This window comes from Mycobacterium sp. NGS64, assembly GCF_059812245.1.
In genome coordinates, this window is record NZ_JCALCI010000020.1 from 1 (window position 1) to 20,002 (window position 20,002).

The following is a 20,002-nucleotide window of genomic DNA, read 5'->3' on the forward strand; positions in this document are numbered from 1 at the left end:
GAGGTCGTCGCGAAGGCCGAGTCCTTCGACGACGAAACCGCGATCCGCCTGATGGCCCCCGTGACCGTGTTCATCATCTACGTCGGGGATGCGAGCGAATTGTTGCGAATCGCCCAGCGAATCATCGAAATAGCCGACGGCGACCCGGCCAAAGGACTGCTCCCACACGCCAGTATCGGGTCGCCGCTGGTGATCGCGACCTTGACCAGGGGTGTAGCCCGCGCTGCGTTCGGCACAGACGGATGGCGAGACGATCTGCGCCGCGCGGTCTCCATGGCGCGCGAGTTCGGCCTGACGTCGCGGGCCCAGGTCACTTCCTTCGTGCAAGTCGCATTTGTGTCGCAGGGCTGGCTCCTGCCAGACGAATCAGCGGCCGTCGAATCGGAGGAAATACTAAGGCTGGCCGAGCAGTTCGGCGACGACTTCACACTCGCGGCCGCTCTCGTTCTGCGCGGCGGGATTCTGCGCCGCCGCCCGGGGTCTGCGGCTGCGGAGGGGACACGGATGTTGGCGCGGGCGCGAGAACTCGCCGAGCGCGTGGGCGTTCGGGCATGGAACCCGTTCATCGACATCGAAGCGGCGAAGGCCAAAGCCAGCGTCGGAGACCTCGACGAAGCCATAGCGTTGTTGCGCCGACTCGTCGACGAGTGCTTCGACACGGGCGACATGGCGTGGCGCGGCGTCGCAACGACCGTCTTGGTGGAGACGCTGCTCTCGCGTGGCGGTCAGAACGACACTCTTGATGCCGAGACTGCCGTCCAACGGCTCGCGCAAGTGCCGACCGAGCCGGGTGTAGTCGTCTACGAACTACCGTTGCTGCGGCTGCGCGCGTTACTGGCAAAAGCCCGTGGCGACGACGTTGGCTATCGAGAGTTCAGAGACCGCTACCGCCACATGGCGAAAACGCTTGGCTTCGAAGGGCACATCGCCTGGGCTGCCGAGATGGCGTGACCACGGCCGGAGTCGGGCGAAAAGAAAACGCAGCTGAGCATGATCAGGAGCACGCTGGCACCCGAAGATGCCGGCGCGCCCACGCGGGTGCAGCCGAGCCGGGACACCCATCGGCTGGAGACGATGGCTTACGCCCATCCCGTCAGTTCAACAATGAGTCGGGTGTTTCCCACCGTAGGCCGTCGAATCGTCCGAAATCGCTGTCGTAACTGACTATTCGTGCACGGTGCTCAATCGCCAAAGCCGCCAGGTGGGCGTCGTTGACGAGATTTCCACCCGCCCCGACCTGCGAAAGCAGCCCGGTCAGCAGGTCGGCGTGGCGCGGAGTGGGCATCACGACGACGGAGGCTGGTGCGTTACACCAGTCGAGTACTTGAGCCATCGCCGCGTCGGTGCTCAGGGGCGAAGGGAAAAGCCCATGCCGAGTCGTCAATCGCACGAATGCGAGCAGCGGCACCCAGGCCAGGCCGACGGTGTCGCCGCCGGACAACGCACCGTCGAGCCATCGGCGTGAGCTCTCGTGGTGGTCGGCGGCCGTGTTGACGGCGTACAGCAAGACGTTGGCGTCGACGATCCTCATGCGCCGCGGCGCTGGCGCCGAATCAGTTCTTCGTCCTCGAGTTCGCCGGCGATCTGCAGGGCTCGGTCCAGGTTCACCGACGGCACGCCCAGATCAGCTGTTCGGGTTTCGAAAACCGCGGGAGCCGGTCGGCGTTGCGCACCCTGCCGGATGGCGTCATTGAGCGCCTGCTTGAACGATATGTGGCGTTCTCGCATCAGGCGTCTGATGACCACGAGCGTGTCGTCGTCGAGGGTCACCGTGGTCCGCATGATGACAGCATAGCGTCTTGCTTTCTGATGCCATGCTGTCAATCATGCCTCGCCGTCGGCGGCCGCGCGGTCACGTCGGCCGCTAGTTCGTCACCCGGTCGTTCTTCACCGCCTTTTCAGCGTCGGCGAAGTCGAACACCGCCTGTGACACGTCAGGCCCGCCGGCCGGCTTGTCGTTGTCCCCGACGCCGTGCGGCTTGGGCGCGAACATGCCGGTGACCATCTGATAGATCGGGCCAAGGGCGCCAACCACTTCCGCCAGCCCCGAACCACCGTTGAGGATATTCAGGTTCGCGTTCTGCAGCCCGAGACCCTGAGCCAACTCGCGGGCGATGGCCGGCATGACCTCGACCCGCTTGGCCTCGATCTGGGCGTTGTTGTTGGCGGCCAGCGCCTCGGCCTTCTTGAGCGCGCCCGCAGCCTCGGCCAGTTCGTAGGCTTCCTTTGCGGCGGCCTCGGCTTCACCCTCGGCGCGGCGGGCGGCGGCATTGGCCTCACCGGCTGCGCGGGTGGCCTCGGCCTTGAACGCGGCCGCATCACGCTGCGCCTCGGCGTCGAGTTTGACCTTGGACGCGGCGGCCTGGGCCTGCTTCACCTCGCGGGTAGCGGCAGCCTCGGCCTCGAACCCGGCGCGTTTGGCGGCGGCCTCCGCCGCACTGGTTTGCGCGTCGGCTTCGATGCGCACCCGCCGGGCTTGGGCTTCGGCGGGCTTGATCTGCTCCGCAACCAACTCGCGCTCACGCAGTGCGGCATTGGTGTCCGCCACCGCCTGCCGGCGCTCCAGTACCTGGCGCTCCACGTCGGCCTCGGCCAACTGGCCGGCCGCGTTGGCCTCGGCGTTGGCTTTGTCCACCTCGGCTTTGATCGCGGCCTGCTTGAGCTGGGTCTCGCGGATCTGGTCGTTCTTCTTGCGCTCCGCTTCCTGGCGCGCCTGGGCCGATTCCTGATCGGCGCGAGCTGCAGCGATGGCGGCCTCCTTGGCGGCCTCGGCAAGGTGCGGCGCGGCGAGGTTGTCCAGATAGCCGGAGCCGGCGTCGTCGAAGTGCTCGATCTGCAGGGAGTCCACCGTGAGTCCCAGCTTGCTCATCTCGAACTGCGACTGCTTGAGGATCTCCTCGGCCAAGGCGTCGCGGTTGCGGTGGATGTCGACGACCTTCATGGCCCCGACGATGGAGCGCAGGTGCCCGGCGAAAATGTTGCGGGTCATGTCCTCCATTTCGCCCTTTCGCTGCTCACCCAGGAAGCGCTGGGCCGCGGCGTTGACGGAGGGAATGTCGCCCTGGACCTTGAAGGCCACGACCGCCTTCAGGTTGAGCAGGATTCCCTCGGTGCTGCGGCAGGTCTCCTCTATCTCCACCTTGTGCAGGTCGAGACCCAAAAATCGCACCTTGCGGAAGCCCGGCATCACCCAGGCGCCATGACCGATCACCACCTTGAACTGCGCGCCTTCGGTTTTTTGCTTTCCACCCGAAATCAGCATGGCCTGATCGGGACTCGGCACTCGGTAACCGAGCATTTCTTGTTTCCCTTCGTTGTCGCGGTTTCGTTGGCTCCCTTCGCCTTTGGCGAAGTGGTCTGTGATCGGTCGCGATGGCCGACAACGTGATTCTGCGGGGAAGTCCTTGCGAAATCCTTGTGTTCGCCGGCCCGTAATCGCCACCTCATTCCGGCGAATTCTCGGCACCGGATGGTTGCGCGGCGGTTAAACGGCTATCCCGCTCCAATGGCCATCGAAGGCGGTGGTCGGCAAATCGGTGGGGAGCACGCACATGGGCATCGGAATTTCGGTCGCGGGGCTGGCGAAGTCGTTCGGGCCCTCGCGAGTCTGGGAAGACGTCACGATGGACATCCCGCCGGGTGAGGTCAGCGGGCTGATCGGGCCGTCCGGGACCGGCAAGTCGGTGTTCTTGAAATCCCTGATCGGGCTGCTGCTACCGGAGCGCGGCTCGATCGTCATCGACGGCCAGGACATCATCAAGAGCACGGCGAAGGAGCTGTACGACATTCGCAGGCTGTTCGGCGTCATGTTTCAGGACGGCGCGCTGTTCGGCTCCATGAACCTGTACGACAACACCGCGTTTCCGCTGCGCGAGCACACCAAGAAGAAGGAGAGCGAGATCCGTGACATCGTCATGGAGAAGCTCCAGTTGGTGGGCCTGGGTGGCGACGAGCAGAAGATGCCCGGCGAGATCTCCGGGGGAATGAAGAAGCGCGCCGGGCTGGCCCGCTCGCTGGTGCTCGACCCCCAGATCATCCTGTGCGACGAGCCGGACTCCGGTCTGGACCCGGTGCGCACGGCCTACCTGTGCCAGCTGCTCATCGACATCAACGCGCAGACCGACGCGACCATCCTGATCGTGACGCACAACATCAACGTCGCCCGCACCGTGCCCGACAACATCGGCATGCTGTTTCGCCGCAGGCTGGTGATGTTCGGACCGCGCGAGGTGCTGCTGACCAGCGACGAGCCGGTGGTGGGGCAGTTCCTCAACGGGCGTCGCATCGGCCCGATCGGGATGTCGGAGGAGAAGGACGAGTCGACGATGGCCGAAGAGCAGGCCATGGTCGACGCCGGTCAGCACGCCGGAGGTGTCGAGGATATCGAGGGCGTGCCGCCACAGGTTGTCGCGACTCCCGGGATGCCAGTGCGCAAGGCCGTCGAGCGCCGGCGGACGCGGGTGCGCGAGCTGCTGCACACGCTGCCGCCCAAGGCGCAACAGGCCATTCGGGACGACCTGGAGGGTGCGACCGACGGACACGGTCACGGCCACGACGACAGCGACACCGCCTCGCTTCCCGTCTCGCGGCACGGCTGAGCTCGAATCCTCGAGCTCAAGGAGTTTTTCGGCACAACCAAACGGTTATTCCGACTTCAACAAATCCATCGACCGCAGAACGCACGATCAACTGGAGGTCGCAAATGGGCATCGGAATATCGGTTCAGGGATTGACCAAGTCATTCGGTTCGGCCCGTGTCTGGGAAGACGTCACGATGGACATCCCACCGGGCGAGGTCAGCGGGCTGATCGGCCCGTCGGGCACCGGCAAGTCGGTGTTCTTGAAGTCGCTGATCGGGCTGCTGCGCCCGGAACGCGGCTCGATCGTCGTCGACGGTGTCGACATCATGCAGAGCACGGCCAAGGAGTTGTACGAGATCCGCAGGCTGTTCGGCGTCATGTTCCAGGACGGCGCGCTGTTCGGATCGATGAACCTGTACGACAACACCGCGTTCCCGCTGCGCGAGCACACCAACAAGACCGAACGCGAGATCCGCGACATCGTCATGGAAAAGCTCGCGCTGGTGGGTCTGCAAGGCGACGAGAAGAAGTACCCGGGCGAGATCTCGGGCGGCATGAAAAAGCGCGCCGGACTGGCCCGCTCGCTGGTCCTCGACCCGGAGATCATCCTGTGCGACGAGCCCGACTCCGGTCTGGACCCCGTGCGCACGGCCTACCTGTGCCAGCTGCTCATCGACATCAATGCGCAGACCGACGCCACGATCCTGATCGTGACCCACAACATCAACGTCGCGCGCACCGTGCCCGACAACATCGGCATGCTGTTCCGTCACAAGCTGGTGATGTTCGGCCCGCGGGAGGTGCTGCTGACCAGCGACGAGCCGGTGGTGGGACAGTTCCTCAACGGCCGGCGCATCGGGCCGATCGGCATGTCCGAGGAGAAGGACGAGGCGACGATGGCCGAAGAGCAGGCCATGGTCGACGCCGGTCAGCACGCAGGCGGTGTCGAGGATATCGAGGGCGTGCCGCCACAGGTGACCGCCACTCCCGGCATGCCGGTGCGCAAGGCCGTGGAGCGTCGCCGCGCCCGCGTGCGCGAGATCCTGCACACCCTTCCGCCCAAGGCGCAGCAGGCCATTGTCGACGATCTGGAGGGCGACACCGCCTCGGTTGGCGCGCAGCGGCGCTGACGATCCCGAGGACTAGGCGGGTGAGGGCTGCGACCGCGATACCCGGCCGACCAGTACACCGATGAGGGCCGCGGCCAGCCCGGCTACCGTCGCCGCCGCCGACGATGCTGACAGCACGAAGTAGCCGAAAGCGACGCCGCCGCACAGCAAAACGACTCGCGGCGGCGTCCACGCGGCCGCCGAGGGCAGCCGATAGGACAAACCGATGCCGAGCAGCAGGGCCAAGACATGTCCGACGGCGGTGAAGTCGGCTCCCATCGCCACCGTGACCGCGATGCCGAGCCACCACCCGATCCACGCCGGCTGCCAGCGCGAGGGAATGGATGCCGTCAGCGCGCCGAGGACGCAAACCGCGCCGTAGCTGACTCCCACATCGCTCGCCCGCGCGATGGAGAAGGGCAGCCAGCCCGCCTCGACCGCGACGACCAGACCGGCGGCCACCAGCAGCGTGGCGCCGATATGACCGACCGCGAACGCGATGATCAAACCCCTGCTGCGCCAGATTAATTCGCCCAAAGCCAGCAGGCAGACGAGTCCGGGCAGGCAGGCGCAGATCTGGCCGCCGTCGTCGACGAACGCGCTGCCGACGAGCGTGCCCAGCCGGCCGTGGGCCAGATTGTGCAGGTTGGTGCTCATGCCACTCACCGCGACCTCGCGGGCGTGCGGACCCAGCGCGCTCAAGAGGAGCGACACCGTCACCAGGGCGGCGGCGTACGCCGCCGTGATACGCACCGACGCCGCACGGGATAGCGTCCGCGCGGTCATTGTGGACCAACGCCGGGTGTCGTGACGAACGGCGATGGTGGACATGCTTATTCGCCCCGTCCCGAATGGCCCGACCAGCCCCGGTCCCGGGCGAGCAGGTCCGCGATGGTTTCGCGGCGGACCAGTTGACGTGCCTCGCCCGCGGCGACCGCGACCAGCGGTGGGCGTCCCACGATGCTGCAGCTCGATCCCATCGAGTAGTGGTAGGCGCCGGTGCAGGCCACCGCCAGCAGATCACCGGGGTGGACGTCGGCGGGCAGGCTGACGTCGCGGGCGATCTCGTCCCCGGCCTCGCAGTGCCGGCCGACCACCGTGACCGGCGCGCTGGCCGTCGACGCGGGCCGGTTGGCCAGTGCCACGGTATATTTCGCGCCGGCGGGCGCCATCCGCGGGTTGTCGCTCATGCCGCCGTCCACCGCGACGACGGCGTGCCCGTCGGGCCGGCGCTTGACGGCGACCACTCGGTACAGCGTGATCCCGGCGCGTGCCGCAATCGCCCGGCCCGGCCCGATCACGATCCGCGGTCGCGGGTAATCGTGCTGCGCACAGGCGGATTGGAGCGCGGCGTCGATGACCGTGCCGAATGCCCTCGGGTTGAGCTCGGGGTCGCCTTTCCGGTAGGGGACCGCGTGCCCGCCGCCGAGGCTGAGCTCGGTCAGCACCACATCATGGCGATCGCGGACCTCGGCCATTAGGGCCAGCATCTGCCGGATCGCCTCGCCGTACAGCCCGACGCCGGCGAGCTGCGACCCCAATTGGCAGTGCAGCCCGACCAGGTCCAGCCACGGCTCGCCCACGAGCCGCTTGACCGCGCCAGCGGCCTGCCCGCCCGCCAGGGCGAAGCCGAATGTCCGGTCGCCGCCTTCGACGTCGGGAATCACTCGCAGCAGCACGCGTTGACGACGGCGCACCCACCCGGCCAGCAGGGCGATCTCGTTCGGGGTGTCGATCACGATTCGCCCAACCCCGGCGGCGACGGCGTCGTCCAGCTCGCCCGCGCTCTTGGCCGTGCCGTTGAGCACGATGTTCGACGGCGGCACCTCCCCGGTCAGGGCGGTGGCCAGCTCGCCGCCCGAGCAGACCTCCACGCCCGCGCCTTCCTCGGCGGCCCACCCCGCGACGGCCGCGCTGAGCAGCGCCCTGCCCGCGTAGATCAGTTCGGCGGCGGGTAGCGCCGCGCGATAACCCCGGATTCGGGCCCGGAAGTCCTGTTCATCGACGACGTAGGCGGGGGTACCGAACTCGGCGGCGAGGTCGGTGGCGGCCACGCCGCCGACGCACAGCCGACCCATTTCGTCGACGGAGCTGCTCAGCGGCCAGATCGCGCGGTCGAGGTGCGGTCTCACCTCACGCCGCTGCGACGAAAGCAGCTCGGACAGCGTCATGCTTCCACGGTGCAGGCGTGCGGCGGGGTCCGCCGCGTTCTTAACGAACCTTTCACACGCGTGTGATTAATCTTCACGGATTCGGCACGGCGGACCGCCTCGTCCGGCCCACTCAGGCGAAGTAGTCCGACGGAACGAACGGAACGTCGTCCGGCGCATCATGACGGGCGGCTAACAGCGCCCGCGCGGCGTCCCCGATCGGAATTCGCAGCGGTAGCTGCGGTTTCTCGGCGGCGTCGACCACCTCGGCGGCGACTTGCTCCGGTGTGATGATGCCGGCGCGCGCGCCGCCGCCGGCCAGGATCGCGGCATACGGGTCGTCCGGCAGCGTGTAGGTGGTCACGTCGTCGAGCGCGCCAGAACTCACGGCACCGGGTTCGAGCAGGGCTGCCTGCACCCCGAACGGTGCGACCTCGATGGCCAGCGCCTCAACCAAGGCCTCCAGCGCCCATTTCGTCGACGCATAGGCCGCGCCGGGTGGCAGCACGACACGGCCGACGACACTGGACATGAACAGCAGCTTCCCGTCGCCACGCGCGCGCATCTGTGGCAGGACCGCCTGTGCGACGCGGATGGCGCCAAGGGTGTTGAGGTTGAGCAGTCGCCGCAGTTCGGCCAGCGGGGTGGCTTCCACGGACGCGTAGATGATGTCGGCGGCGTTCGAGACCAGAATGTCGACCTCCGCGGCGGCCGCCACCGCCGCCGTCACGCTGGCATCGTCGGTGACGTCGAGCGCCAACCGCTCGCTGACGTCGAGGTCCGCGAGCGCGCGGGGGTCGCGGGCGGTGGCCAGGACGCGATGCCCGCGACGGGCGAACTCGACGGCCAAGGCGCGGCCGATGCCGCGGCTGGCGCCGGTGATCAGAACGGATGACATGGCATGTGCTCCTTGTTAGTTGGGACGGTTACGCCGGCGCGGCGAAGCGGGGAAGGTTCTGGCGGACGAAGTCGGCGAAGGGCTTGGGCGGACGACGAAGCATCGTTGTCAGGGTGTGCGGGTCGGGCGCGACGGGAGGCTCGGATCGTTGCGACGCGGCCGCCCCGAGGGTTGAAATATGTTGTGCCATCGCGCCATTGATCGGCGAGGCGGGGTCGGACTCGGCGGCGGTCTCCAATTGCCTTCGCCACTCGGCCGCGGAGATGTGCTCATAGCGCAGGGAACGACCGGTTTCGGCGGCGATGATGCGTGCTATCTCCGCGTGGCTGATCGCCTCGGCCGGCGGCGGATAACTGATCTGCGGTGCGGACGGTCGCGGTGCCAGGAGATGAGCGACCGTGATTTCGGCGGCGTCCTCACCGCTGATCCACGGCGCCGCGGCCGCACCGAAGCTGTTGGCGATCAGGCCATTCCGTCTGAGGGTGTCCCCGTGCAGGAGCAGGACGTTCTCGTGAAACAGGGCGGCGAACCGCAGCACCGTGGGGTTCAGACCGGCCCAAACGAACAGCTCCTCGGCGACCGCCTGCGCCTGACCCAGTCGGCTGGGGCTGTCGACCGACGACACGACCATCGACATCACCACCAGGTGCGCCGGTGACCCGGCGTCGACCAGAGCCGAGGAAAGATTGGCAGCGGCCGAAATGACGCCCGCGGCAACGGGATAGGTGAAGTAGACGGCGCCCACGTCTTGTACCGCGCCGACCAGTGACGCCCGGTCGTGCAGGTCACCGACGATGGTCGTGGCGCCGCGACGCCGCAGGTCGGCCGCTCGGTCGTCGTCCGTGCGGACCAAAGCGCGCACCGTGTGGCCGCGGCGCAGCAGGCAGTCCACCACGGTTGAGCCGGTGCCGGCGTGCCGGCCGGTCGCTCCTACGACCAGGATCGGTCGCGCCTCTGACGGTGGTTGCGGCATCGAGCCTCCTCAGGTGGCGGGTTGTCCGTTGGTGCCGAGAGCCTTTGCGCGAGTCGGCAAATCGAAGACCAACAGCGTGGTGGTCGCGGTCGCCACCAGCCTTCCCGACGCGTCGCTGACCTCTGCCTCGGCGAATCCGATCCGCGACCCCGCTTTGACCACGGTGCCGACTGCGCGCAGCGTCCCGCTGGCCACGGTGACCGCCCTGAGGTAGTTGACCTTGATTTCGACCGACGTGTAGCCGACGCCTTCGGGCAGCGTGGTGTGCATCGCGCAGGCGGCCGCGGTGTCCAACAGGGTGCACACGGCACCGCCGTGCACCACGCCCAGCGGGTTGTACATGGACGCATCCGGCGTGCAGGAGAACTCGATGCGCCCGTTTCGCACATTCGCGAGCCGCATGCGCAGCAGCTCGGCGATCGGTGAGGGCGGCAACTGCCCGTCGGCGACCGCCTGCCAGTACGAAAGGCCGGACATCGACGCGGCCGCCGCCTGCGTGGCGACGGGGTCACGCCAGGTGACCACACGCGACTGCTCCACGCCCCAGCCCACTGAAGTCTCCACGTGCCGGCCTTTCGGAAAACTGATCGGTTTACCAACTCGGGCTTAACCTAGCGAAGCAATTACTACTTGTAAACCGCTCGGTGTACTATGTTGGTGTGAACGACGCCACATCCCAGACGCGCCCGGCGGGCGGGCGCGGGGCCCGCGAGCGCATCGAACGCGCCGCGGCGCGGCTCTTCTATCGCAATGGGATCCATGCGACCGGCGTCGAACTCATCGCCCAAGAGGCCAACGTCTCGAAGCGCACGCTCTATCAGCACTTCGCCAGCAAGAACGACCTCGTGGACAATTACCTGCGCGGCTACGAGGCCCGCGGCGGCTCGCCCAACGAGCGGCGGCTGGACGACGCCACCATGTCCCCGCGGGAGCGCCTCCTGGCGATCTTCGAAATGTCGCCCCGGGAAGTATTGCGAGGCTGTCCCTTTCACAATGCGGCCGTGGAATCCGCCGGATCGCTTTCGAGCACGGACGAGATCGTGCGGGCCCACAAGCAGGCGTTCACCCGCCGCCTCATCGCCGTCGCGCAGCAGGCGGGTGCCGCCGATCCCCACCTGCTCGGCCAGCAGCTGGCCGTGCTGTTCGAGGGCGCCACCGCGATGGCCACCTCGCTGAACGACACCGCGCCCGTCGTCCACGCCCGCGCCGCCGCGGCCACGCTGATCGACGCCGCCCTGCGCTCTTGACGATCCCCTTCCGGTGCTGCTAGACATGGCGTGCGCCCAAATTTGGGCGATCGCCCAAATATCGGGATCGAGGTGGCAATGGGCCGGATGGAGGGCAAGGTCGCGTTCGTCACCGGCGCCGCGCGCGGACAGGGCCGCAGTCACGCGGTCCGGCTCGCGCGGGAGGGCGCCGACATCATCGCCGTCGACATCTGCCGCAAGTTCGAGGCGTCGCCCGCCGACGGCGCGACGCCCGAAGACCTCGACGAGACCGCGGGCTTGGTGAAGGACGCCGGCGGCCGCATCGTCACCGAGGTGGTCGACGTCCGCGATTTCGACGCGCTGCGGGCCGCCGTCGACGGCGGGGTCGAACAGCTGGGCCGCCTGGACGTCATCGTCGCCAACGCCGGCATCGGCACGACGGCGGGAAAGCTGCACAAGACCGACGAGGCGCTGTGGCAGGAGATGATCGACGTCAACCTCAGCGGGGTGTGGAAGACGGTGAAGGCCGGCGTTCCGCACATTCTCAACGGCGGCCGCGGCGGCTCCATCGTCCTGACGTCGTCGGTGGCCGGCAACAAGGCGTATTCACACATGGGTCATTACGTCGCGGCCAAGCATGGTGTGATCGGGCTGATGCGTTCGTTCGCAGTCGAATTGGGCCAGCACATGGTCAGGGTCAACGCCGTGCTCCCGACGCACGTGAATTCGCCGCTGCTGATGAATGAGGCCACCTACCGCGCGTTCCGGCCGGAGCTGGAAAACCCGGGACCCGAGGATCTCGCGCCGGTGTGCCAGAGCTTCCACTACCTGCCGATCCCGTGGGTGACCCCGGAAGACATCACCAACGCCGTGCTGTTCCTGGCCTCCGACGAAGCGCGTTACATCACCGGCGTCGCGCTCCCGGTGGATGCCGGCAGCTGCCTGAAGTAAGGATGCATCGATGACCGTCACCAACGACACCGACGTCTATTACGACCCCTACGACACTGGGATCATCGCGGACCCGTACCCCACCTATGCGCGGCTGCGCGAAGAGGCGCCTCTCTACTACAACGAGCGGTACGACTTCTGGGCGATATCAAGGCATTCCGACGTCGAACGGGCCCTGGCGAACTGGGAGACCTTCTCCAACAGGAGAAGCGACATCCTGGAGTTGATCCAGTCGAAGTTCGACATGCCGGGCGGCGTCATGATGTTCCAGGATCCGCCCGAACACACCAGGCTGCGCGGCCTGATGTCGCGCGTGTTCACCCCGCGCCGGATGGCCGAGCTCGAAGACCAGATCCGGCGGTACTGTGTGCGGTGCCTGGACCCGCTCGTCGGGTCCGGGGGATTCGACATCATCGCCGAGCTCGCCTCCATGATGCCGATGCGGGTGATCGGCATGCTCCTGGGAATCCCCGAGTCCGAACAGGTTTCGGTGCGTGACGCCAACGACGCCAACCTGCGCACCAAACCGGGCACCCCGATGAAGGTCGCCGACGCCGACTCGATCGCCGACGGGCGGATCTACGCGGACTACGTCGAATGGCGATCCAAGAACCCGTCGGACGACCTGATGACCGTCCTGCTCAACGTGGAGTTCGACGACGAACACGGGGTGCACCGCAAGCTGACCCGCAAGGAGGTGCTGCATTACACCCAGGTGGTCGCGGGCGCCGGCAACGAGACCACCGGCAGGCTGATCGGCTGGCTGGCCAAGGTGCTGGCCGAGCACCCCGACCAGCGCCGGGAGGTCTACCGGGATCGGTCGCTGCTCACCCGAACCGTCGACGAGACGCTGCGGTTCGAGCCCACCGGCCCCCACGTCGCGCGTTGGATGGCAAAGGATTTCGAGTGCTACGGCCGGACCGTTCCGGCCGGCAGCGCCATGCTGCTGCTGTTCGGCGCCGCCAACCGCGATCACCGCCGCTACACCGATCCCGACACGTTCAACATCCGTCGCGACAACATCTCCCACATCACGTTCGGCAAGGGCGTGCACTATTGCCTCGGGGCGAACCTGGCACGCCTGGAGGGCCGCGTGGCGCTGGACGAGATCCTCAACCGGTGGCCGGAGTGGGATATCGACTACGACACAGCGCAATTGGCGTCGACGTCGACGGTGCGCGGCTGGGAGCGCCTGCGGGTCGTGCTCCCATAGGTCAGCCGCGCGGCTTCTTCGGGGTCGGCATCTCGAACCGATCCAGGAACCGGTTCACCAGCTCGACGGCCTCGTCGTGGCCGCCCTTGGTGCCGAGTGTCTGCTCGAGGATCAGGGTGCGCCCGATCGCGGCGATGACGACCGCGATGCCCGCTGGCGGGAATTCGCTTGTGTCAAGGCCGTGTTCGCGGACGACGAAGTTGAGCGCGGTGATCTGCTGCTCGCGCCACCGCTCCTGCCAGGCGGAGATCTCCGCCCGGATCTCCTTGCGATGGTTGGCAAGTCCCATGAACTCGAGCAGCAGCCGCGCGTCCTTGGGTTCGATGAGCGTCTGCCAGAAGGCGTGCAGCGGCCGGTCCGAGGCCAGCGCTTCGCTCTGCCGTTCCAGGTAGGCGGCGGCCCCACGCCGGAACACGTCGAGGTACAACTCGTCCATCGTGGGGAAGTAGTAGTGCACCAAGGCCGGTTTGACGCCGGCCTCGGCCGCGACCCGCCGCGACGTGGCCGCGGCGTAACCCTCGTCGACCATGATCCGGCTCGTCGCGTCGATCAGCATGTCCCGAGTTGTCGAGTCCCTGGCCATCACCGACCCTAAATTGGGCGATCGCCAAAAATCAACCGGCCGCCGCGGGGAACGTCGGGCCACTTGACCGCCCTCGCGAAAGGGTGATAGGCAATGTCGAGCCCAGCTGCTGGGCGATCGCTCAGGAAGGCGGGTGGGCGCGGGTGAAGACGGCGGTGGTGACCGGCGGTGCGTCCGGGATTGGCCGCGCGGTCGCGGAGCGGTTGCGCAGCGACGGGTTCCGGGTGGCGGTCATCGATCTGTCGCCCACCGACGACGGGTTCGGTTACGTCGCCGACGTCACCGACCGCGCACAGGTCGACGCGGCGGTCGCGGCCATCCGCGAGGCGCTCGGCCCGATCCTGGTCTTGGTCAACGCGGCCGGCGTGGAGGGCTTCAAGAAATTCCTGGACATGTCCTTCGAGGCGTGGTCGAAGGTGATCGACGTCAACCTGAACGGGGTGTTCCACACCATTCAGGCCGTGCTTCCCGACATGGTCGAGGCGGGCTGGGGGCGCATCGTCAACATCTCCTCGTCGAGCACCCATTCCGGCCAGCCCTTCATGGCCCACTACGTGGCGGCCAAGTCCGCGGTCAACGGCCTGACCAAGTCGCTCGCCCTCGAATACGGCCCGAGCGGGATCACCGTCAACGCGGTGCCGCCGGGGTTCGTCGACACCCCGATGCTGCGCAGCGCCGAGAGTCGGCAGCTGCTCGGTGGCACTGTCGAGGACCACATCGCGCGCACCCCGGTGCGCCGGGTGGGCAGGCCCGAGGATATCGCGGCGGCGTGCGCGTTCTTCGTTTCCGAGGAGACCGGCTACATCACCGGCCAGATACTCGGCGTCAACGGCGGCCGCAACACCTGAAGTTAAAGAATCGCGGTAAAGGGGAATTGTTCAGCCGTGCCTCCCAGCTTCCAGGACGTCATCGCATCCAAGTACCTGCTCCTGACCACCTTCACCAAGGACGGCCGGCCCAAGCCGACCGCGATCTGGGGCGTTCCCGAGGGCGGCAAGCTGCTCGTCATCACCGACGACGGGTCGTGGAAGGTCAGGCGAATCCGCAACACGCCCCGGGTGACGCTCGCGCGCAGCACGGCGTTGGGAAAGCCGAAGGGCGAGGCGGTCGAAGGGGTTGCCCGCGTCCTGCCGAAATCCGAGACGCGGCGCGTCTACAACGCCGTGCTCAAGCGGTACTGGTATCACGCCTGGTGGTTCTACGCGCACTCGATCGTGCGCGGCGGCATCGACAAGGTGCACGTCGGGTTGGAGATAGAGCCGGCGTCCTAGACGGTCCGTGGTGGCAACGACATCACGTCACATCAGTCCCCTCAGATGGGGGTCGACCATGTGCCCGGCTCAGCGCGACAATCGGGCGCCCAAGGCATTTGTCGCTCGGAGGCGGGCACGACAGGTGGCCGCTCCGCCAGGGGCCCATGGGTCAGATGTGATTGCTGGTGAAATCACTCCCGCCGGGGACCGTTATGCGCCAACCGGGTTCGCGGCGTCGCTCTTGGGGTCGATGAGGATCTTCGCGTGCGCCTCCGGATCGCCGAGCGCGTCGAACGCGGCCTCGACCCCGGGCAACCCGACCGTCCCGGTGATCAGCGGGGCGACGTTGACCTTGCCATCGGCGAGCATGTGCAGCGTGTCGCGAAATTCCAGCGGGGTGTAGCCGAGCACGAACCGAAGGTCGGTCTCCTTATTGATCGCCATCGCCGGGCGGATGTGGTCCGAGCCCATGCAGACGCCGACCACCACGACGCGCGAGAACAGCGGGGCGCCCGCGATGATGCCGTCGATAATGCCTGGGACGCCGACACATTCGAAGATGATGGGGTGTTTCGGCGTTGCGGCGCCGGCGGCTTCGGCGGCGCGCCAAAAGTGCCACCAGGGCAGCCGCAGCCGTTGCAGCTTTTCGATGGTGCCGACCGCCAGGTCGAACGCCTCGAGGATGCCTTGCAGGTGCTTGCTGCTCGCGTCGGTCGCGTAGGGCGAGTCCTGGGCGGGATCGACGACGATGTCGGCACCGCAGGCGGTTGCCAGCGCGCGCCGGCCCGTCGAGAAGTCGCTGGCGATCACGGTGCGCACGCCGTGCGCCTTGAGCATGCAGATCACCGCGAGACCGATTGGCCCACAGCCGATCACGATCGCGACGTCACCCTTACCGACCTCGCCGCGCCGCACCGCGTGCCAGCCGACGGCCATGGGTTCGGTCAGGGCGGCGACCTCGGGCGCCAGCCCGTTGGGGACGGGCAATGTCAGCGACTGCTCGACGAGGAGCTGCTCGGCGTAGGCGCCCGGCGCCATCGTGGACAGCCCGATCCCGTGCACCTCCTTGCCGCGGCGCAGCAAGGGCAAGGCGACGACCCGGGTGCCGGTCCGCGGGGCCTTGCGGGTGCCGGGGCCGTAATCGAGGACCTCGCCACAGAATTCGTGGCCGAACACGACGTGCTGGTCCGACCGCATGAACGCGTCATAGCCGGATTCGGCCATCACGTCGGCGAGTTCGTCGCAGTGGTGGCGCGCATGCAGGTCGGATCCGCAGATGCCGCACCGCAGCACCTCGATCAGCAGCTGGCCCTTGCCCGGCACCGGGGTCGGCTGGTCGACGACTTCGAGCTTGGCGTTGGTGCACGTGACGCTCTTCATTCTTCGATCCTCCTACACCGGCGCGGAGTTGAGCCCGTCTCGTCGAGCCTGTAATTCTGCAGGCCCCTACTCGCGTTTTGTCTGCAGATTTACAGTCTCGGCGCGTTGAGCGACGCGGTCAGCCGCCGGCACTACGCAGGGCCTCGAACGTGTCGGCCACGGTGTCCCGCGGATCCCGATAGGTGATGCCGAGTTCTCGCTCGCTGGGCGAGTCGTCCGACGCAGGCATCTGCGTGTAGTACTGCATCCCCGCCGACGTGAAGGGTGTCTCGAAGGGCAGAAACCGGCCCGCCCGATCCATGACCGCCCCGGCCACTCGCAGCGCGGCGTCCGGGATGGGAACCGCGACCATGGGAGTCCCGGCGATCTGGCCGAGCATGGACGCGAGCTCGGCCACCGGAACCCGATGTCCGCCAGCGGTGTAGCGGCGCGGCCCGCGCCCCGGCTCCAGGAGCGCGGCGTGCAGCGCGGCCAGATCGCGGACGTCGACGACCAACCACGCCGCGCTGCGCCCCGGGATCGCGTGCATCTGCACCGCGGCCTTGACGCCCTCGCCGGCCTCGCCGAACTGATCGCCGGCCGGGGGGCCGAGGACCATCCCGGGATAGGTGATGTTGACCGGCGCGCCCGCGTCCTGCAGCCCGCGCGCGTAGATCTCCACCTGCGCCTTGGACGTTCCGTACCCGTCCGCTCCACCGACGACCGGGAGGTCCGCGGTGAGTGTCTCCAGGCCCGGATGAAACAGCGCCGTGAAGCTCGACACGTGAACGATCGGGTCCAGCCCGAGCTCGACGGACTGGCCGAGGACGTTCTGCGCGCCCTGCATGTTCGTGGTCAGCATCTCTTGGGTCTGGCGCGGGTCGGTCGCCACCAGGGCGGCGCTGTGCACGACGGCGTCGCACCCGCGCAGCGCTTCCCGCACCGAGACGCGATCGGTGATGTCCCCGACGGCGTAGTCCGACACGTCGACACCCAACTTGGCGACGGACGTCTTCAGTCGGTCGGGATTTCGCACCAGGAAACGGATGGTGTGCCCGGCGTCCGCGATGGCCTTGGCGGTCCAACCGCCGACGAAACCCGTGCCGCCCGTAACCAGAACATGCATGCTGCGATTCTGCACGGGCCTACAGGTGGCTCGCGGCGTAGGTGGCCGCTTGGCCCGTCATCCCGTTCACCGAATAGGACACGTGCGCGAAGGCGTCGTTGCCGTCACCGCAAATCCCGTCGCCCGGCGCGCACAGCTCCAGGGTCTTGGGCTGATAGAGGGGGCCGATGGCGATCACCGGGGCGCCGTACTTTTGCAGCCACGGACCCGACGGTGTCCCGAACAGCGTGACGGCGGCGACATGGTTGGCGACGTCCGGCGGCATGGGCTTGGGCACCGCCGACGCCGGTACGCCCGGCGGTACGGCCGCCGATGTGACGAAACCGGCTACCGCCGCGCCCTGGGAGTAGCCGCCGAGGACCTCGCGGGTCTTCGGGCAGTTCGCCGCCATCGACTCGATATGCGAACCCGCGTCACGGATGCCGTCGATGACGGTCAGCGGAAAGTCGCTGTTCGAAAAATCGGTGCTGGCGGGGTAATTCACCGGATACACCCCGAGCGTCCGGCCGCCGATCTGCCCGCGCAACGCGTCGACGAATGACCCGCCGACGCCGCCGACGCCGGGCGGTTCCCCGGAACCGCGGGCGAACACCACCTCGACGTCGGGACACGGATCGGCGGACGCGCCGGGCGCGGGAGCGCCCAACAGTGCGAAGGCGGCCGACGCGGCCGCGACTCCCATGGATGTCGTGAATCGGCGCATGTTCGCAGACCTTCGCATTGTCGGTGTCCTTTACCTGGTATTCGACGCCAATTGCGCCGTGGATTGCCAGCAAAAACGTTTCTCAACCGGGCTGGCCGGTCGCAGCAGAAAAGGCCAGCGGGCCGCCGAGGGTACCGGCGCCCGCTGGCCAAATCGTCAATTACTTCTTGAAGGCGTCCTTCACCTTCTCGCCGGCGTCCTTCAGGCTGGACTTCGCCTGATCGGCCCGGCCTTCGTTTTTGGTGTCGTGATCTCCGGTGGCCTTGCCGATGGCTTCCTTGGCCCGGCCGCCCAGATCCTCGATCTTGTTCTTTGCCTTGTCTGTTCCACTCATGTGCTGGTGACTACCCAGCGGTAGGCGATATTGAAACCGCAGGTCGCCTGGCCTGTCATCATGGACGTTGTGGGCACCGCGGTGGTGGTGGCGATCGTGGCCGTGCTGATGTTGTTGGGCATCGGCATGGTGGTCAATCAGCTGTTTCGGCTCAGGAAGTGGCTGAACGCCCCACCCCCCGACCAACCGCCCGGCGACCAGGCCGTCCGACCCCCGGAATGAGCTGTGTTCGGCGCGTTTGCCGGCTGATAGCTTGATGCCGTGATGGCATCGCGCAGGGGATCGACCCTGCTGGTGACCGACGACGGCTTGCCGCGCGGTGTGTCCGGCGCCGCCGACCCCCATTTCGCCAATGTCATCGGGATCTTCGCCCGGTTGTTCTTCGGCCGCCGTTTCGGCGGCGGGGCGCTGGCCGTCTACATCGACGGCGTGCCCGTCGTCGACGTCTGGACGGGGTGGTCGGACCGGGCGGGCACCGAACGCTGGACCGCCGACACGGGCGCGATGGTGTTCTCGGCGACCAAGGGCGTCGCGTCGACCGTGATCCACCGGCTGGCCGACCGCGGCCTGCTGTCCTATGACGACCCGGTCGCCGAGTACTGGCCCGAATTCGCGGCCAACGGCAAGGCCGACATCACGGTCCGTGACGTGTTGCGGCATCGGTCGGGGTTGTCGCACCTGCGGGGTGTCACCAAGACCGAGCTGATGGACCACGCGCTCATGGAGGAGCGCCTGGCCGCCGCGCCCGTCGATCATCTGCGCGGCGTCCAGGCGTACCACGCCCTGACCTACGGATGGCTGCTCTCCGGCCTGGCCCGGGCGGTGACGGGCAAGGGCATGCGGGAGCTGATCCGCCAGGAAATCGCGCGCCCGCTCAACACCGACGGCCTGCACCTCGGCCGCCCGCCTGAAGGGGCGCCGACGAAGGCGGCCCAGATCCTGATCCCGCAGGGACGGCTGCGCGCCCCGGTGTTCAACTTCATCGCACCGAAACTGGCGGGCCTGCCGTTCTCCGGCGCGCTGGGGGCGATGTACTTTCCCGGCGTCATCTCCCTGATCAAGGGGGACACCGAGTTCCTGGACGGCGAGGTGCCGGCGGCCAACGGCGTGGTGACCGGCCGCGGCCTGGCCAAGATGTACGCCGCGCTGGCCAACGACGGCCGGATCGACGGCAAGAAATATCTGTCCGAGGAGTTGGCGCGCGGCCTGGCGGGGCAGCCGCAACGCAAGTGGCCCGACGCAAACATGGTGGTGCCCATGCCATTTCACCTGGGCTACCACGAGTCGCCGGTGCCTGGCCTGCTGAAGGGCTTCGGCCACGTGGGTCTGGGTGGAACCCTCGGCTGGGCCGACCCCGAATCCGGCAGCGCCTTCGGGTTCGTGCACAACCGGCTGCTGACGCCGCTGCTCTTCGACATGGGTTCCTTTGCGGGACTGGCCAGTCCGCTGCGCAACGCCATCGAGGCCGCCCGCCATCAGGGCCCGCTCGAGGTGCCGCGGCTCGGCGCGGCGTACAAGTCCGACCGCCGTCGGGCGGCGGTGGCGTCCGGCGGGCGTTAACT

23 protein-coding genes are annotated in these 20,002 nt (G+C 67.6%); 10 read left to right on the plus strand and 13 right to left on the minus strand.

Features of this window, described 5'->3' with window-relative positions:
- Positions 1-60: 60 nt before the first annotated feature.
- Positions 61-951 carry a hypothetical protein gene (locus tag AC5Y4S_RS29140; protein WP_500035996.1) on the plus strand — a complete coding sequence of 297 codons (891 nt, stop codon included), beginning with the start codon at positions 61-63 and terminating at the stop codon, positions 949-951.
- Positions 952-1,093: 142 nt separating this feature from the next.
- Here the strand turns inward: AC5Y4S_RS29140 and AC5Y4S_RS29145 are convergent, their stop codons facing one another.
- The 3 genes from AC5Y4S_RS29145 to AC5Y4S_RS29155 all read right to left on the minus strand — a co-directional run bounded on the left by AC5Y4S_RS29145 (position 1,094) and on the right by AC5Y4S_RS29155 (position 3,298).
- A complete protein-coding gene (locus AC5Y4S_RS29145; protein WP_500035997.1) occupies positions 1,094-1,531 on the minus strand; it encodes a type II toxin-antitoxin system VapC family toxin in 438 nt (145 codons plus the stop codon).
- Positions 1,528-1,782, minus strand: a complete 255-nt coding sequence (locus AC5Y4S_RS29150) for an antitoxin (RefSeq protein WP_500035998.1) — start codon at positions 1,780-1,782, stop codon at positions 1,528-1,530. Before AC5Y4S_RS29150 ends, AC5Y4S_RS29145 begins: the two co-directional genes overlap by 4 nt.
- Before the next feature lie 82 nt (positions 1,783-1,864).
- Positions 1,865-3,298 (minus strand): SPFH domain-containing protein, encoded by a 1,434-nt coding sequence (locus AC5Y4S_RS29155; RefSeq protein ID WP_500035999.1) that lies wholly within the window; start codon positions 3,296-3,298, stop codon positions 1,865-1,867.
- Positions 3,299-3,551: 253 nt separating this feature from the next.
- Between AC5Y4S_RS29155 and AC5Y4S_RS29160 the strand changes: the two genes are divergently transcribed.
- Positions 3,552-4,598 carry an ABC transporter ATP-binding protein gene (locus AC5Y4S_RS29160; RefSeq protein WP_500036000.1) on the plus strand — a complete coding sequence of 349 codons (1,047 nt, stop codon included), beginning with the start codon at positions 3,552-3,554 and terminating at the stop codon, positions 4,596-4,598.
- Positions 4,599-4,702: 104 nt separating this feature from the next.
- Positions 4,703-5,710, plus strand: coding sequence for an ABC transporter ATP-binding protein (locus AC5Y4S_RS29165; RefSeq protein WP_500036001.1), 1,008 nt, complete (start codon positions 4,703-4,705; stop codon positions 5,708-5,710).
- A 12-nt stretch (positions 5,711-5,722) separates the two neighbouring features.
- Here AC5Y4S_RS29165 and AC5Y4S_RS29170 read toward each other — a convergent pair whose 3' ends face one another.
- The 5 genes from AC5Y4S_RS29170 to AC5Y4S_RS29190 form a co-directional block, all read right to left on the minus strand.
- Complete coding sequence (locus tag AC5Y4S_RS29170; protein WP_500036002.1) at positions 5,723-6,520, minus strand: rhomboid-like protein; 798 nt, start codon at positions 6,518-6,520, stop codon at positions 5,723-5,725.
- Between the two features lie 2 nt (positions 6,521-6,522).
- Entirely contained in the window at positions 6,523-7,860 is a 1,338-nt protein-coding gene (lysA, locus tag AC5Y4S_RS29175) for a diaminopimelate decarboxylase (protein ID WP_500036003.1), read from the minus strand.
- Between the two features lie 112 nt (positions 7,861-7,972).
- Positions 7,973-8,737, minus strand: a complete 765-nt coding sequence (locus AC5Y4S_RS29180) for an SDR family NAD(P)-dependent oxidoreductase (protein ID WP_500036004.1) — start codon at positions 8,735-8,737, stop codon at positions 7,973-7,975.
- Positions 8,738-8,765: 28 nt separating this feature from the next.
- Positions 8,766-9,710: an NmrA family NAD(P)-binding protein gene (locus AC5Y4S_RS29185; RefSeq protein ID WP_500036005.1), complete on the minus strand. Its 945-nt coding sequence runs from the start codon at positions 9,708-9,710 to the stop codon at positions 8,766-8,768.
- A gap of 9 nt (positions 9,711-9,719) precedes the next feature.
- Positions 9,720-10,274 carry a PaaI family thioesterase gene (locus AC5Y4S_RS29190; protein ID WP_500036006.1) on the minus strand — a complete coding sequence of 185 codons (555 nt, stop codon included), beginning with the start codon at positions 10,272-10,274 and terminating at the stop codon, positions 9,720-9,722.
- 95 nt (positions 10,275-10,369) lie between these two features.
- On the opposite strand from AC5Y4S_RS29190, the gene AC5Y4S_RS29195 reads away from it, so the two are divergent.
- The 3 genes from AC5Y4S_RS29195 to AC5Y4S_RS29205 all read left to right on the plus strand — a co-directional run bounded on the left by AC5Y4S_RS29195 (position 10,370) and on the right by AC5Y4S_RS29205 (position 13,082).
- On the plus strand, positions 10,370-10,957 hold the full coding sequence (locus AC5Y4S_RS29195; protein ID WP_500036007.1) for a TetR/AcrR family transcriptional regulator: 588 nt from the start codon (positions 10,370-10,372) through the stop codon (positions 10,955-10,957).
- Positions 10,958-11,035: 78 nt separating this feature from the next.
- On the plus strand, positions 11,036-11,869 hold the full coding sequence (locus AC5Y4S_RS29200; RefSeq protein ID WP_500036008.1) for a mycofactocin-coupled SDR family oxidoreductase: 834 nt from the start codon (positions 11,036-11,038) through the stop codon (positions 11,867-11,869).
- Positions 11,870-11,879: 10 nt separating this feature from the next.
- Entirely contained in the window at positions 11,880-13,082 is a 1,203-nt protein-coding gene (locus tag AC5Y4S_RS29205) for a cytochrome P450 (RefSeq protein WP_500036009.1), read from the plus strand.
- A 1-nt stretch (position 13,083) separates the two neighbouring features.
- Here the strand turns inward: AC5Y4S_RS29205 and AC5Y4S_RS29210 are convergent, their stop codons facing one another.
- A complete protein-coding gene (locus AC5Y4S_RS29210; protein ID WP_500036028.1) occupies positions 13,084-13,638 on the minus strand; it encodes a TetR/AcrR family transcriptional regulator in 555 nt (184 codons plus the stop codon).
- Positions 13,639-13,808: 170 nt separating this feature from the next.
- Between AC5Y4S_RS29210 and AC5Y4S_RS29215 the strand changes: the two genes are divergently transcribed.
- Together AC5Y4S_RS29215 and AC5Y4S_RS29220 are read left to right on the plus strand one after the other, a co-directional pair.
- Entirely contained in the window at positions 13,809-14,513 is a 705-nt protein-coding gene (locus AC5Y4S_RS29215; RefSeq protein WP_500036010.1) for an SDR family NAD(P)-dependent oxidoreductase, read from the plus strand.
- Between the two features lie 36 nt (positions 14,514-14,549).
- Positions 14,550-14,936, plus strand: coding sequence for a PPOX class F420-dependent oxidoreductase (locus tag AC5Y4S_RS29220; protein WP_500036011.1), 387 nt, complete (start codon positions 14,550-14,552; stop codon positions 14,934-14,936).
- Positions 14,937-15,128: 192 nt separating this feature from the next.
- On the opposite strand, the gene AC5Y4S_RS29225 is transcribed toward AC5Y4S_RS29220, so the two are convergent.
- The 4 genes from AC5Y4S_RS29225 to AC5Y4S_RS29240 all read right to left on the minus strand — a co-directional run bounded on the left by AC5Y4S_RS29225 (position 15,129) and on the right by AC5Y4S_RS29240 (position 18,440).
- Positions 15,129-16,298 (minus strand): zinc-binding dehydrogenase, encoded by a 1,170-nt coding sequence (locus AC5Y4S_RS29225; RefSeq protein WP_500036012.1) that lies wholly within the window; start codon positions 16,296-16,298, stop codon positions 15,129-15,131.
- Between the two features lie 118 nt (positions 16,299-16,416).
- The gene (locus tag AC5Y4S_RS29230; protein WP_500036013.1) at positions 16,417-17,403 is read right to left on the minus strand and encodes an SDR family NAD(P)-dependent oxidoreductase; all 987 of its coding nucleotides are present in this window, start codon (positions 17,401-17,403) and stop codon (positions 16,417-16,419) included.
- A gap of 19 nt (positions 17,404-17,422) precedes the next feature.
- Complete coding sequence (locus AC5Y4S_RS29235) at positions 17,423-18,106, minus strand: cutinase family protein (protein WP_500036014.1); 684 nt, start codon at positions 18,104-18,106, stop codon at positions 17,423-17,425.
- Between the two features lie 160 nt (positions 18,107-18,266).
- Positions 18,267-18,440 (minus strand): CsbD family protein, encoded by a 174-nt coding sequence (locus AC5Y4S_RS29240; protein ID WP_068106689.1) that lies wholly within the window; start codon positions 18,438-18,440, stop codon positions 18,267-18,269.
- A gap of 60 nt (positions 18,441-18,500) precedes the next feature.
- On the opposite strand from AC5Y4S_RS29240, the gene AC5Y4S_RS29245 reads away from it, so the two are divergent.
- Positions 18,501-18,662 (plus strand): hypothetical protein, encoded by a 162-nt coding sequence (locus AC5Y4S_RS29245; protein ID WP_500036015.1) that lies wholly within the window; start codon positions 18,501-18,503, stop codon positions 18,660-18,662.
- Between the two features lie 42 nt (positions 18,663-18,704).
- Positions 18,705-20,000, plus strand: coding sequence for an esterase/beta-lactamase LipL (gene lipL / locus AC5Y4S_RS29250; protein WP_500036016.1), 1,296 nt, complete (start codon positions 18,705-18,707; stop codon positions 19,998-20,000).
- Positions 20,001-20,002 lie beyond the last annotated feature (2 nt).

Coding starts and splice junctions, on each gene's coding strand:
- AC5Y4S_RS29145 (WP_500035997.1), bottom strand. CDS start 1,531: ATGAGGATCGTCGACGCCAACGTCTTGCTGTACGCCGTCAACACGGCC.
- AC5Y4S_RS29150 (WP_500035998.1), bottom strand. CDS start 1,782: ATGCGGACCACGGTGACCCTCGACGACGACACGCTCGTGGTCATCAGA.
- AC5Y4S_RS29155 (WP_500035999.1), bottom strand. CDS start 3,298: ATGCTCGGTTACCGAGTGCCGAGTCCCGATCAGGCCATGCTGATTTCG.
- AC5Y4S_RS29160 (WP_500036000.1), top strand. CDS start 3,552: ATGGGCATCGGAATTTCGGTCGCGGGGCTGGCGAAGTCGTTCGGGCCC.
- AC5Y4S_RS29165 (WP_500036001.1), top strand. CDS start 4,703: ATGGGCATCGGAATATCGGTTCAGGGATTGACCAAGTCATTCGGTTCG.
- AC5Y4S_RS29170 (WP_500036002.1), bottom strand. CDS start 6,520: ATGTCCACCATCGCCGTTCGTCACGACACCCGGCGTTGGTCCACAATG.
- lysA (WP_500036003.1), bottom strand. CDS start 7,860: ATGACGCTGTCCGAGCTGCTTTCGTCGCAGCGGCGTGAGGTGAGACCG.
- AC5Y4S_RS29180 (WP_500036004.1), bottom strand. CDS start 8,737: ATGTCATCCGTTCTGATCACCGGCGCCAGCCGCGGCATCGGCCGCGCC.
- AC5Y4S_RS29185 (WP_500036005.1), bottom strand. CDS start 9,710: ATGCCGCAACCACCGTCAGAGGCGCGACCGATCCTGGTCGTAGGAGCG.
- AC5Y4S_RS29200 (WP_500036008.1), top strand. CDS start 11,036: ATGGGCCGGATGGAGGGCAAGGTCGCGTTCGTCACCGGCGCCGCGCGC.
- AC5Y4S_RS29205 (WP_500036009.1), top strand. CDS start 11,880: ATGACCGTCACCAACGACACCGACGTCTATTACGACCCCTACGACACT.
- AC5Y4S_RS29210 (WP_500036028.1), bottom strand. CDS start 13,638: ATGCTGATCGACGCGACGAGCCGGATCATGGTCGACGAGGGTTACGCC.
- AC5Y4S_RS29225 (WP_500036012.1), bottom strand. CDS start 16,298: ATGAAGAGCGTCACGTGCACCAACGCCAAGCTCGAAGTCGTCGACCAG.
- AC5Y4S_RS29230 (WP_500036013.1), bottom strand. CDS start 17,403: ATGCATGTTCTGGTTACGGGCGGCACGGGTTTCGTCGGCGGTTGGACC.
- AC5Y4S_RS29235 (WP_500036014.1), bottom strand. CDS start 18,106: ATGCGCCGATTCACGACATCCATGGGAGTCGCGGCCGCGTCGGCCGCC.
- AC5Y4S_RS29240 (WP_068106689.1), bottom strand. CDS start 18,440: ATGAGTGGAACAGACAAGGCAAAGAACAAGATCGAGGATCTGGGCGGC.
- AC5Y4S_RS29245 (WP_500036015.1), top strand. CDS start 18,501: ATGGACGTTGTGGGCACCGCGGTGGTGGTGGCGATCGTGGCCGTGCTG.
- lipL (WP_500036016.1), top strand. CDS start 18,705: ATGGCATCGCGCAGGGGATCGACCCTGCTGGTGACCGACGACGGCTTG.